The 12,976-nt window shown below is 40.8% G+C and carries 13 protein-coding genes and 1 tRNA gene; 8 read left to right on the top strand and 6 right to left on the bottom strand.

The features are described 5' to 3' along the window. Window positions 1-24: 24 nt before the first annotated feature. Together ABD894_RS01050 and ABD894_RS01055 are read left to right on the top strand one after the other, a co-directional pair. The gene (locus ABD894_RS01050; protein ID WP_345209119.1) at window positions 25-1,137 is read left to right on the top strand and encodes an XdhC family protein; all 1,113 of its coding nucleotides are present in this window, start codon (window positions 25-27) and stop codon (window positions 1,135-1,137) included. Next, window positions 1,134-1,721: a nucleotidyltransferase family protein gene (locus ABD894_RS01055; RefSeq protein WP_345209120.1), complete on the top strand. Its 588-nt coding sequence runs from the start codon at window positions 1,134-1,136 to the stop codon at window positions 1,719-1,721. The genes ABD894_RS01050 and ABD894_RS01055 overlap by 4 nt, the downstream gene beginning before the upstream one ends. 351 nt (window positions 1,722-2,072) lie before the next feature. On the opposite strand, the gene ABD894_RS01060 is transcribed toward ABD894_RS01055, so the two are convergent. Beyond that, a tRNA-Ser gene (locus ABD894_RS01060) sits at window positions 2,073-2,157 on the bottom strand. Window positions 2,158-2,443: 286 nt separating this feature from the next. On the opposite strand from ABD894_RS01060, the gene ABD894_RS01065 reads away from it, so the two are divergent. Both ABD894_RS01065 and ABD894_RS01070 read left to right on the top strand, forming a co-directional pair. Beyond that, complete coding sequence (locus tag ABD894_RS01065) at window positions 2,444-2,716, top strand: hypothetical protein (RefSeq protein WP_345209121.1); 273 nt, start codon at window positions 2,444-2,446, stop codon at window positions 2,714-2,716. Window positions 2,717-2,761: 45 nt separating this feature from the next. Next, window positions 2,762-3,127: an RNA recognition motif domain-containing protein gene (locus tag ABD894_RS01070; RefSeq protein ID WP_345209122.1), complete on the top strand. Its 366-nt coding sequence runs from the start codon at window positions 2,762-2,764 to the stop codon at window positions 3,125-3,127. A gap of 40 nt (window positions 3,128-3,167) precedes the next feature. Here the strand turns inward: ABD894_RS01070 and ABD894_RS01075 are convergent, their stop codons facing one another. From ABD894_RS01075 to tam, 3 genes are all read right to left on the bottom strand, one after another. After that, a complete protein-coding gene (locus tag ABD894_RS01075) occupies window positions 3,168-5,438 on the bottom strand; it encodes a response regulator (protein WP_345209123.1) in 2,271 nt (756 codons plus the stop codon). Between the two features lie 6 nt (window positions 5,439-5,444). After that, window positions 5,445-6,059 (bottom strand): DUF6436 domain-containing protein, encoded by a 615-nt coding sequence (locus ABD894_RS01080; RefSeq protein WP_345209124.1) that lies wholly within the window; start codon window positions 6,057-6,059, stop codon window positions 5,445-5,447. Between the two features lie 214 nt (window positions 6,060-6,273). Further along, on the bottom strand, window positions 6,274-7,050 hold the full coding sequence (tam, locus tag ABD894_RS01085; protein ID WP_345209125.1) for a trans-aconitate 2-methyltransferase: 777 nt from the start codon (window positions 7,048-7,050) through the stop codon (window positions 6,274-6,276). A gap of 105 nt (window positions 7,051-7,155) precedes the next feature. On the opposite strand from tam, the gene ABD894_RS01090 reads away from it, so the two are divergent. Then, window positions 7,156-7,974 carry a carboxylesterase family protein gene (locus ABD894_RS01090; RefSeq protein WP_345209126.1) on the top strand — a complete coding sequence of 273 codons (819 nt, stop codon included), beginning with the start codon at window positions 7,156-7,158 and terminating at the stop codon, window positions 7,972-7,974. A 2-nt stretch (window positions 7,975-7,976) separates the two neighbouring features. Here the strand turns inward: ABD894_RS01090 and ABD894_RS01095 are convergent, their stop codons facing one another. Next, entirely contained in the window at window positions 7,977-9,335 is a 1,359-nt protein-coding gene (locus tag ABD894_RS01095; protein WP_345209127.1) for a BamA/TamA family outer membrane protein, read from the bottom strand. 171 nt (window positions 9,336-9,506) lie between these two features. Between ABD894_RS01095 and ABD894_RS01100 the strand changes: the two genes are divergently transcribed. The 3 genes from ABD894_RS01100 (at window position 9,507) to ABD894_RS01110 (ending at window position 12,288) form a co-directional block, all read left to right on the top strand. Beyond that, window positions 9,507-11,123 carry a Na+/H+ antiporter gene (locus ABD894_RS01100; protein ID WP_345209128.1) on the top strand — a complete coding sequence of 539 codons (1,617 nt, stop codon included), beginning with the start codon at window positions 9,507-9,509 and terminating at the stop codon, window positions 11,121-11,123. Window positions 11,124-11,398: 275 nt separating this feature from the next. Then, the gene (locus tag ABD894_RS01105; protein WP_345209129.1) at window positions 11,399-12,070 is read left to right on the top strand and encodes a DMT family transporter; all 672 of its coding nucleotides are present in this window, start codon (window positions 11,399-11,401) and stop codon (window positions 12,068-12,070) included. Continuing rightward, the gene (locus ABD894_RS01110) at window positions 12,031-12,288 is read left to right on the top strand and encodes an EamA family transporter (protein WP_345209130.1); all 258 of its coding nucleotides are present in this window, start codon (window positions 12,031-12,033) and stop codon (window positions 12,286-12,288) included. Before ABD894_RS01105 ends, ABD894_RS01110 begins: the two co-directional genes overlap by 40 nt. 62 nt (window positions 12,289-12,350) lie before the next feature. Here the strand turns inward: ABD894_RS01110 and ABD894_RS01115 are convergent, their stop codons facing one another. Beyond that, window positions 12,351-12,719 (bottom strand): hypothetical protein, encoded by a 369-nt coding sequence (locus ABD894_RS01115; RefSeq protein ID WP_345209131.1) that lies wholly within the window; start codon window positions 12,717-12,719, stop codon window positions 12,351-12,353. Window positions 12,720-12,976: the final 257 nt, after the last annotated feature.

Genomic DNA, 12,976 nt, shown 5'->3' on the forward strand with positions numbered 1-12,976 from the left:
TTTCGATAGCGGCTATTAATTACGATGAAGGAAATCATAGACATTGTATCAGCCTATGAAAAGGCCACAAAGGCTAACATTAAAACTGCTTTGGCCACAGTTGTCTTGGTTGAAGGTTCTACTTACCGTAGAGCCGGAGCTCGGATGTTGATCACCGAAGACGGGCAATTAACAGGCGCAATCAGCGGAGGGTGTTTGGAAGGCGATGCTTTGCGTAAAGCCCGGATGGTCATTCTTCAGCAGGAACCATTATTGGTTACTTATGATACGATGGATGATGATGATGCTAAGCTCGGCGTTGGTCTCGGCTGTAATGGAATCATTCATATTTTAATAGAGCCCATTAACGACAGTCAAACCAATCCAATTACATTATTGAAAGCAATAATTGAATCACGTGGCTACTCGGTTTTTGTAACACTGTTTAATATCGAGAATCGTAAAGCACCGCAACCCGGCTCATGCTTATGCCTCGCAGATGACCGATTGATAGTAAATGGCTCAGCTACGTTACCTTATAAAAGTGAGCTGCTGGAAGATATCAATAATGTACTGGATACAAAGCGGTCAGCTATTACGGCTTATGAAGGTTACACTGCATTTATTGAAAGTTTAAAGCCATTAATTTCATTGATTATTGTCGGGGCCGGAAATGACGCGATTCCATTAACCAAAATTGCATCAGTGTTAGGCTGGAATATAACCGTAGTTGATGGCAGGCCGAACTATGTTACAGCTGAGCGGTTTACATCAGCTGACACCTTATTGATATCAAAGCCAGAGAAAGTTTTAGAAAGTATTGAAGTGAATGAGTGGACTGCATTTGTGCTGATGACGCATAACTACAATTATGAGTTCGTTCTTTTAAAAGAACTGCTGCCATTACATCCATCTTATATTGGATTATTAGGGCCGAAAAAGAAAATGGAACGCATTTTGGACGAGCTTGAAGAAAGCGGAACAACTATCACCGAGCGAAATCTCGAAACAATACATGGCCCCGTTGGCTTGGACATAGGTTCAGAAACTGCTGAAGAAATCGGGTTATCTATTGTAGCTGAAATCAAAGCGGTGTTTTCTGAAAGAAACGGATACTCATTGAAATTTAAAACATCGGTTATTCACAGTGCTAAATGACAGAAGTTATCATACTTGCGGCGGGTGAATCAAGCCGCTTAGGCTTTCCCAAACAAACGCTTTTATATAGAGGCAAAACTTTGCTTGAACTGGCTGTAGAAGCAGGAATTAAATCAAAATGCTCTGAAGTAATGGTTGTACTTGGCGCAAGCGCAAAGACCATTGAAATGGGAATTCAGCATTATGGAGTAAATATTTTGGTTAATCCGAATTGGACAGATGGTATGGCATCATCAATAATTTGGGGACTAAACTCCTTTAAAGATAAAACGGGGATTGATAATGCAGTGATTATGTTGTGCGACCAGCCATTTGTTTCATCTTTCATCATTGATAAATTGATTGATAAACATCAGGAAACCAATAAAAAGATCATTGCATGTGAGTACGACAAAACTATTGGCGTACCGGCGTTGTTTGATCGTTCGGTTTTCCCTGAGCTTCTGTTACTGAAGGGACAGGAAGGAGCAAAAAAGATCTTAGCTAAATATCCTGACGATGTTGCTACAATACCGTTTGAAACTGGGAGTGTCGATATAGATACGATTTCAGACTACCAAGCTTTTCTCAATACATTTAAGTAAAAAATTGTTGTCTTTAATTATCTCGCCTTCCATCCAGATCTACCTGCTAGGGTCTAATGATCAAGCACAAAATTGGGAAAAATAACAGGAAAGTCAGATGTTTTATACGATGCTTTTTAGTCAAAAAATACATTTGGTGAGTCATTTTTCCGATCAAAAACGCTCCCAAAGACGCTTATGAATTTTGGGATTCAATACGAGTTTTGATATTTACCTACAAATCCCCCAAACAAAAACCCTCTAATTAGCAAAATTAGAGGGTTTTTGTTTTTTAAAAGTTAGGTTCGATATCAACGCATGTAATTAAAAAATCCCTGTAAATATTTTATTTACAGGGATTTATATTATCAGCGGAGAGTTAGGGATTCGAACCCCAGGACCTGTTACAGTCAACAGTTTTCAAGACTGCCGCAATCGACCACTCTGCCAACTCTCCGGGGACAAAAGTACAAATCCGGGCGGAATTGGCAAATTTGAATTTCACTTCTTTGCTCAGGAACCGGCTTTTTACAATCACTACGGCATTTAATTGCAACAATATTAATGTGTTATAAAATATATTATTTTTGAAAAATAATATAAAAACCTGCAAAAAGCCGTTTAAACAGGCATTTTAAATACTGTATAATTAGATTTTGAAGGGACAATTATTGAAAAAATATGCCTGTGATAGTCAATGTATAAGCGATTATCTACAAAAGTTATTTAAAAATATGTAATTATTGCATACCATAAACGTTAGAGAGAACACTATCTTTACCGCCGATATGGGACTGCCGCTTAGGATCACTTATAATAATAACGATATTAAATTTACCTTGTTAACCGAAAAACCATCTACAGGCGTTGGCGATCTCGAAATACTGATCGATGGCAATACGCACAGATTGCGTAGGTTTGGTAATGATTGGGCTGAGGCGGGGGAGACTACGCTGTTAGATTCGGGGTTGGTAAAGGCGATTGGTAAAGCGATAGCTTTAAGATACCGACTATGATTTTCATCATATTTAATGTAAATTAGCAAGTATATAATTAAAAAAATGGCCAAGGTTTTTATAGGCGGCTTTCCGCTTGATGCTAACGAACTGCAAATTGTTCAACTGGTTAGCTTACATGGACAGGTTGATACCATTAAAATAGTACGCGATAAAAAGACGCGTATCTGCAAAGGCTATGCTTTCCTTGAAATGAAGGATAAGGCTGCCGCCGACGCGGTTATTGATGCGCTTGATGGTACCATGATGGGAGACAGGGTATTAAGCGTAGCTATTGCACCTGATGTCCCCCCTGCAAAACCTTCCCGTCCGTCAAATAACGGCTCATTCCGGAAGCCTTTTAATAAATCTGCTGCTCCGTATGGCAATAGTTCTTCAACTGGTGATCGCCCGAGGCGTCCGCGTAAATAAATATCATTTTTTATACTATTAATATCAGTTTGTTATACCCTTAAATATTAACCGGCGGTTTCAGAGCGTACCAGCTTTCCAGCTTGTTTATCAATTCATCTATTCGTACCGGCTTGCTTATATAATCGTTCATCCCGGCTTCAATACATTCTTCGCGATGGCCGGTTAACGTGTTCGCCGTTAAAGCTATGATTATTGGTTGTTTAATATGATCATACAACCTGATATGCTGTGTAGCTTCTAAACCATCCATTACCGGCATTTGCATATCCATCAACACGAGGTCGTAATCGTTTTCAATTACTTCTTTTATTGCCTGCGCACCATCTTCCACTACAGCGGCTTCGTAACCCATCTTCATCAGCATGTGCATAATCACCTTTTGATTGATCTTGTTATCTTCGGCAATCAAGATCTTCATTGGGCATTTAATACCCAAATCAGCAGGTATTTTAGGCTGGGTGGTACGTGTAGTATTAGACGTCTGCGGCTCAACTTGTAAGCTGCTTAATATATATTTGCTTAAAGCATGTTGTTTGATAGGCTTAGTGAGTATATGGCTGAATAGTTTAGAATTTTCGCCCCTGCGTTCGTCGCCAATTGAACTGAGCAAAATGATAGGGATATGCGGCAACTTATTTTTGATGAGGCGTGCAAGTTCCATACCATCCATGTTAGGCATTTGCGCATCGGTAATAATAAGGTCGAACCGGGCATCGGCATCCAGTAAATATAAAGCTTCCTGACCTGATGATACGGTTATAGGCTCCAGTTTCCAGTTGCGTAACTGAATGTTCAGTATGTTACGGTTGGTTAGGTTATCATCCACCACCAATACACGTTTACCTTCGTGCTCGCTCATATCATACTGCACGTAGGGCTGCAATTCTTTTGTGCCTGCACTTGTGATAATGGTAAAAGAAAATACCGAGCCTGCGCCTGCCGTACTGCTGACACTTATCTGTCCGTCCATTAGGTTTACCAGTTTTTCTGATATAACCAATCCTAAACCTGTACCGCCATATTTACGGGTGGTTGATGAGTCAACCTGGCTAAATGCCTTAAATAAACGTTCACGTTTCTCTTCAGGGATCCCAATACCTGTATCGCGCACTTCAAATTGAATCTTGAGCGCATCCTTATCAGTGCTATCCAGCGTTTTTACCTGCACAATAACTTCACCCTGAAAAGTGAATTTTATCGCATTGCCCACTAGGTTGGTGAGCACTTGCTGCAAGCGTACCTTATCACCGATGATCTGCTGTGGCACATCTTCATCAATAACATAAGCTATCTCAATGCCGCTGTTTGCCACCTTAGTGCTGAATATATCCAATACCTCTTCGATACAACTGCGCAGGTGCAGATCTTCCTGCTCCAACTCCATACTACCGGCTTCAATCTTCGAAAAATCGAGGATGTTATTGATCACCGTAAGCAAACTTTCACCGCAATTGGTAATGGTTTCGGTATACATACGCTGCTGATCGGTGAGCGCCGTTTCGGCCAGTAGGGTAGACATGCCGATAACGCCGTTCATCGGCGTACGGATCTCATGGCTCATGGTAGCTAAAAACACGCTTTTGGCTTGATTAGCCTCTTCAGCTTCCCTGCGCGAATGATCGAGCTGCTGGTTAGATAGCATTAACTCACGATTGAGTTTTTCCAGTTTTTCCTGGTTTTCTTTTCTTTCTTCGGCAAGGGCTACTTCCTGTTGCAGCTCCGTCATTTGAATAGTTTGTATTATCTGCCGTTCGCTTGCACGGTTAAACTGGTAAGCCCATAAGCCGCAAACAAAAAATATAACCGTAGTTAATAATATGTGTATTACAAAGGTTTGAAAATCGAAATAATTGAGCTGGGTAAAGTAGATGTCCTTAACACCTGAATTTTGCAGGTAGCTGAATAAAGCGTGATGCAGGCCAACCACCAAAAGTATAGGTAATTGAAGTTTCCAGTTTTGATAAGTAATAAGGATCGCGCTGCCTATAAATGCAAAAAAATGCATTTCAAACATGCCATGCATCTGGTAAATGAACTGAGCCATAAAAACACCCATAACAGCACTCAATACATACTGATACAGGGTTGATTTCGGCAGCAAAAACTTTACGCCATAATAAGCTATTAAACACAATGTGCTTATACTGATGGCAATTGTCCAGGTATCGTAAAAGCCGGCAATTACAAGGCCTAATATAAAATAGCCCGCCAAAAAGTAATCCATCAGCGTGTCTGATCGTTTTTTTACTTCGGCTTTTAATAAGTTACCGTACACACTATGCTCGGCAGTAGGGGTATGCTCTAACATATTCTTTTATTGACGACAATTTGGCAAACTACAGCCGTAAGCCGTAACCGCCAAAGGGTTGAATTTTACAGGTTGGGCATTATTTAATAAAGCGCTTAATGCCATACGCGCGTATTCTGTTTTGGTATCACTACAATACCGGCTGCTATTGTAATTTCCCCGGTAATAAAGGTTATGCTTATTATTTAATATTGCTGCCTGGGGTGTTGAGTATACACCACAAGCTACGGCTAATGCGGGATCTACAAAAACGGGAACATCCAGATCGAACTTCTTTTTTACTTCGGCAGGGGTGTAGTATTTATCAGTCATTAAAATCACGGCAAAGTTGGTTTGGTTACCATATTGCTTTACCAGTGTTTTAAAATGTTTGATATTGAATTTTGAGCAGGGGCAGTCGGGATTGAAGAAGTGCAGGAACAGCGGCTTTTTATTATCAAAGCTAAGCGCGTTACTTACATTGATATGCTTGCCATTATTTACGTGAAGATAATTTGCAGGGATAGGAGTGGGCAAATTATACACGTAATCGTTATACCAAAATATACCAGCTATGGCGCCCGATATTACTAAAAGCAATGAAACGGCTAATATTTTCCTTACACGGGTACTAATTGTCAACACTTAAATTATGAATAGGGGGTAATATGGGTGTATTACGTACAATCATATATATAAGTTTACAAACAAAGTATTATTTTGACTTATTACAACCTTTCTGTTTAAGATTATCTTGTCACTAAAATCATTTACAAATCAAGCTATGTGCGTATAACTAATGGTTAATCGCAGCAATGCAAACAACTTGAAAACCTGACTTATATTTATTTGGTGGCTACAATGAATAAGCGTGGAAATGCAATAATACGGCTCCGCTTTTTAACTGCGGATAGGCGTCGGCAACGGCGCTTTCGTAATCGGCTAAAAATCCCTTTTGCTCTGTTTTATCTAAAGCATCAAGATAAGGCCTTAAGCCTGTCCCTTTAAACCACTCAACTATGGAGTGCGCTCCGCCTTCAAGCAAATGAAAGTAAGTGGTTCGCCATATATCAATATTTGATACCTGGCTATGCAATAGTTCATAATACCATTGGGGCGATTGCCTTGCTATACGGTTAGTGGCGTCAGTCAACTTTTCAACCCACGGACCGGATGCAGCAACTTCGCGCATCAGGCGATGTGCGGGCTCATCAAAATTATCGGGCATTTGCACCGCCAGGCTACCGCCGGGTGTAAGTTTATTTAACAAGGACGGGAAAAGCAAATCATGATCGGGCACCCATTGCAATGATGCATTAGCCAAAATAACATAAAAACGATCATTTGTTTCCGAATGGTTTATATCTGCTATTTCGAAATTTACGTCAGGAAAACGCTTACGGGCAGCGGCTATCATATCCGCCGAACTATCTATACCTGTAACATCTGCATCCGGGTATTTCGCTTTTAAAAGCGCGGTAGAATTACCCGGGCCACAACCAATGTCAGCTGCTGTTTTTATTGTTGTATTTGGTATACGGTTAAGCAGATCATAAATGGGGCGATTGCGTTCTGCCTCGAATTTGGTGTATTGCGTGGCAGACCATGTATCGATTTTTGAAGATGATGTCATAGAGATGAGGTATTATAGACATAAAACCTGCAAATTTTACAAATATTGCCTATGAATATTGTGTTTTAAATCTGTGCAGTAAATGACTTTTATTATATTCAGCAAATGAAAAACCTTGCCTGTCTTTGCCTCTTAATTGCATTTTTTTCTGTTGGTTGTAGTAATGCTATAACATATCACAATACAAGCATCACAACGAATGGCAGCAAAGCTAAGAAACGCATTCTCGCTGTAAATGCCGATCAATTCACGACCGCGGCATATAAAGATATTCATTATCGTTTGCTTAGCCCGGCAAATACCATATCAGCCGCAAAATATCCTTTAGTTTTAGTTCTACATGGTTCCGGCGCCATTGGTACTGATAACCAGGCACAATTAACTTTATTAGCAAAGTACTGGGCGCAGCCTAACATACAACAAAAATATCCTGCATATATTTTAGTACCTCAATTTCCTGTCCGGTCGTCTAACTATACGAATGATGTTACACGTAATACACTGGTTTCTGAGCCTGATAATTGCCTTAACAGCGCTTTGGAACTTATTGATTCTTTGAAAAAAGCATTACCCATAAATCCTGATAAAATTTATATAATGGGCTTTTCTATGGGCGCTTCATCCACAGTCAATGCCATTGGCATTCGGCCGGATCTTTTTGCCGCGGGTATCTCAGTGTCGGGCATCCCCGATTTTAACCATATTAATGAACTTAAAAACATCCCACTTTGGGTGATACATGGTAATGCTGATACCGAAAATCCAGGCAGAACAGATTCATTTCTTTACCATCAACTAAAGGCAGCCCGTGGCAAACTGAAATATACAATAATTGAGGGTTTAGCACATGAAGTATGGCCCCGCCTATATACCGGTGAGGCCATGCCTAAATGGCTTTGGAGTAAACAAAGAAATCTGAATTAACTTTAAAACGCCTCGTTCAACCCAAGGAATAGCCCTTTTGAGCCATACTTACCAAAGGCGTAATCAATACAAAGGTTGGTGCGAGTGGCTTTGTTAAACAATACACGTAAGCCCGCGCCACCGCCCGGCTGCCATTGATTGAATATCTTTGTACCCAAATCGTCGTTAGCCGTTTGGATGTTAAAGAAAGTAACCCCGCTAATAAACTTATTTTTCATGATCGGGAAACGGTATTCCATCTCCGAATAGAAATACTGGGTACCCTTAAAATAAGTCACCGTATACCCGCGGCCGCTCCTGAAAGCCGGATCGCGACCGGTTCCCGGTAATTCCAAATAGGGTAACGCGCCGCTTAACAAGTACGATCCCCAATTCCAAAAGGCGATAACGTGTTCGGGATTACGTTCCGATAAACTCCAGTATTTTCTAAAATCGGTAGTTAGTTGCACCGCGTTCTTTGAGCTACCTATCCACGTTTGGTTAACACGAATACCGGCATCGGCATAAATACCCTTGTAAGCACGGTTTTGGTTATCGCGGGTAGTATATTGAGCGTTAAATAAAAATCCGTTCGACATGTAGTTATCCCTATCAAATCCATTACGGTCGCTGTAAATATTGTATGGCGTTAATTGCCCCGCGGGTGTTTTACGATCTTCAATCTTCTGCCTGATATCGAAGGATACACCGGCTCCCAGGAATACACTTTTATGCACCTGCTTGTAAACCTTCTCGCGCAGGTTATAATACATGGAGTGCAGTACATAAGGCTTTCTCGATGGATTGCTTAATACCTGGTCCTCCTCGCTTCCGGTAGAGCCGCGGCCAATACCGATACCAAAATCGGGCGTAAGCGTTTTGGCAGCTACCAAACTTCCCTGAAAGTTCCAGCGGTTGCCTGGCGTATATACGTTATGGCTCAGATAAAAATAGATGATACCTTTAGTGGTGATGGAAGCCGAGGTTGCCGCAACCGACATCAATGTATTAGGCTCACTACCCAATACACGGCCCGCTACTGCCTTAATACCTATTTGAAAGCCGATACTTGGGTTGGATGCTACGTTTGGCATCACCGTAATACCCGATTTCTTTTTAAGCGTGTCCGCTTCTTTACCCGGATGAAAAATATCACGGATAGCATCGGCAATATCATATTGCTTATTGATGTTGTCTGCCGGTTTTGCTATTTTTTTAGCATTGGCATCCAGCGAGTCGGCCTTTACTGAATCAACGGGAGATATCTGCGCGTAAGCACTGCTGTATATCACCGTAAAAACAGTGATGATAGTGATCTTCAACAACAAGGCAAAGCTTTTGCCGCCTTTAAAATAACCGGTATGTAAACGATAATGGCTCAAACCTGAAATATTTAATGTGTAAAGTAGCAACCTTAGCTACAAGTGTTTAAACTTCAAAAGCCCTGAAATGTTTTTGAACTATACGTGTTGCTCTCGCTAATCTGAGTTTTGATAAATTATAATCGTTATTTGTTATGGTTTGATGTATTGCAAAATATTGTATTTTAGGGCATGCACCACATCCTCATCCAATACACCTGCCTGCTTATCATTATCCTGTTTTTGGTAATGCTGGCGCAAAAAATGAAGATCGCTTATCCTATTGTACTGGTACTCGCGGGCTTGCCTTTAGGTTTTGTGCCTTTTTTAAAAGGGATTGATATTAAACCCGAACTCATCTTTGTAATATTTCTGCCGCCGCTGCTGTACGAATCGGCATGGAATACCTCGTGGAAAGAGTTTTGGAAATGGCGGCGGGTAATATCCAGCTTCGCGTTCCCGGTGGTTATTATTACCTCGTGCGTGGTGGCATTCGTATCCTGGGCGGTTATACCGGGTTTTACTTTGGCCACAGGTTTTCTTTTAGGCGGCATCGTGTCTCCGCCGGATGCGGTATCGGCCAGTGCTATACTCAAAAATGTAAAAGTGCCTAAGCGCTTTGTAGCTATAGTAGAAGGGGAGAGCCTGTTAAATGACGCTTCGAGTTTGGTAGTATTCCGCTTTGCCTTGGCGGCTATATTAACCGGTCATTTTGTTTTTGGGGAGGCTGCTTTGAGTTTTGTATTGGTGATAGTGATGGGCATTGCCTGCGGATTGGCAGTGGCCCTGATATTTTATGCCATACAGCGATGGCTGCCAACATCAGCAAATATGGATGTAATATTGGGTTTAATTACGCCTTATGCCATGTATATGGTGGCAGAAGAATTTCATTTTTCGGGTGTATTAGCGGTAGTTTCGGGTGGGTTATTCCTATCCGCAAGGCGGCAAACCTATTTAAGTCACCGAAGCCGCTTACAGGGTATCAACGTGTGGGAAGCCGTAGCTTTTGTACTCAATGGTTTTGTATTTATACTGATAGGCTTGGAGTTTCCGGTGCTGATTAAAAACCTTGGTCCCGATGGTTTGCCTATCGCCATAAAATACAGTTTGATTATTACCGGCGTACTCATCTTTACACGCTTTGCCAGCACATACGGCGCTATTGTAGTCACTATAATTATGGCAAACTTTATTACCGTTGCCGATCGCAACCCGGGCTGGCGCGCGCCTATTTTATTGGGGTGGACAGGTATGCGAGGTGTGGTTTCATTAGCTGCTGCGTTGAGCATCCCGGTGGTTATTAAAACCGGCGAAGCCTTCCCTAACCGGGATATGATATTGTTTATCACCTTTGCCGTGATACTTGTTACACTGGTTTTACAGGGCTTAACACTGCCGGCTTTAGTGAAATGGGTAAATATGCCCGATCCTGATTATACCGTTTCATTCGGGCAGCAACAGCAAATGGTACGCAAAAAGTTATCGCATGTGGCACTGCAATTATTACAAAACGAATATGCCGATCAATTGGAACATAACGATTTGTTAGTATCTCTGAAGATAAGACTGGAGGCCGACCGAGAGATACTCAAAGACTGGGAAAACGACAACAACCAGGAACGTGTTGACAGCTTTTATAAAGATTACCGTTTGGTAATGGCCCGGGTAATGAGCGAACAACGCAAGTTTTTACTCACCCTCAACAAAAAAGAAAACATTAACGACGAAATAATACATCAGCAGCTCGATCTGCTTGATTTGGAAGAAGAGAAACTTCGCCAGCATTTCAGTCATTTTGAAGATTAATTGTTTATTGCCGTATATCTGCTATATTTGAACCATAGCATATTTTACATGAAGCTGTACCCAAACAACAATATCGTTAATACCACCGCGCTACCTCCGCCAGTAGTAGTTTATAGCTCAATTTAGGGTTATAAATAAACTGGTTCATACAATCATACTGGCCCCAAACCAGTGTGGTGATTGTTTATTTATATCCCTCTCCATCCAACAATTATTTATTTACATCCATTTGTGCACCTGCATAAGCATGTTGTGCAATTACTAATTGCTATAAAATGAAAAAGGCATATATTAAACTTCATATCGCGTTATTACTCGCCGGGTTTACCGGTATATTCGGAAGATTGATCACATTAAACGAAGGACTATTAAGCTGGTACCGCCTGCTTATTTCGGCCATCGGCATGTTTTTGTTTTTAGTTGTTATAGGGCGAATGTCGGCAGTCAACAATAAAGGGAAACTGCATATTGCTGGAGCCGGGGCACTGCTCGGTTTTCATTGGTTATTCTTTTATGGCAGTATTAAATACACCAATATCTCTGTTGGGGTAGTGTGTTTTGCGCCTACCAGTTTCTTTAACGCGGTAATGGCGCCGCTCATTAATAAAAAGAAGTTTTCGGCCGCCGAACTTTTATTAAGCAGCCTCACGCTTTTTGGTATCAGCCTCATATTTGGGTTAGATGCAGGTTACCGCAACGGTATCATTCTCGGAATCATCTCTTCAACATTCGGCGCTTTGTACACCATATATAATGAGCGACTTGTACAAAAGTTCACCAGTGAAATGATCATTTTGTACCAAATGTTTGGCGGACTGGCGGCACTTACATTGGTAATGCCCTTGTTTTTAACGATCTCACCGGCAAAATCATTGCTACCTTCAATTACCGATTTGGTTGGTTGCTGGTGCTCTCCCTGCTATGTACACTGTTATTGTATTTTCTAATTACGGGAGCTTTAAGGCATATATCATCCTTTACAGTGAGTTTAACTTTTAATCTCGAACCCTTGTATACCATATTGGTGGCCATACTGATCTATAAAGAGAACAAAGTGTTATCAACAGGTTTTTATGCCGGGCTTATGCTGATCGTAATTTCGGTGATACTGCAAATGTACCGCGTGGCATTTCGACTTAAAGCGATGCCGACCACTGTTAATTAAACCGAATAATCTCAAAGAGCCGGACAAATTGCCCGGCTCTTTTGGGGTTTAGTATTATGATACTAAAGCCTTGAATGGGTTAAAACCTTTACTTTATATGCCGTTAGTAGCAATAACGATAGTGAAATAAAGGCTGAAATATATTGCCTTTCAAACAGATATGTAAAAAGCAATACCGCAAAGAACAATAACAGGCTGATTTGGAAGATAGAGCCTAAGTAATTCTTTTCGCACTTTTTAAGGGCGGCTTCGGGTTGATTGTAACGCATGCTGATGATGGCGCCTTTGAGCATAACCAGCGCGGCAAGCAGTGTATATGAGAATATTTTGGGGAAGAAATGCCAGATGAGTAAATTATACAGAATTATATATATACCAATAAAAATATAGATCATTAACGCTGCTGCCAGTATACTTTTCACTTTTTCCATGTCACTTTTTTTGTTTGACAACTATTAGGGGATTTACCCCCACAACATAGTCATTCTTTTATCTTTTGCATAATAAAAACGTTGATATATATTACACCGCAACAGTGATGCCGTAAAAAACATATAACCACGAAAAATTTGCTTTAACCGATTAAATTTTTTACCCTTGAAGCATAATTTATTGTTTATACAAACGAAAAATTCGCTATAAATGATACACTTCAAGAGCGTTTAATGATAGCCAATATCCGTTAAAC

Origin of the sequence: Mucilaginibacter gynuensis, assembly GCF_039541195.1 — a bacterium.
Taxonomy (GTDB): domain Bacteria; phylum Bacteroidota; class Bacteroidia; order Sphingobacteriales; family Sphingobacteriaceae; genus Mucilaginibacter; species Mucilaginibacter gynuensis.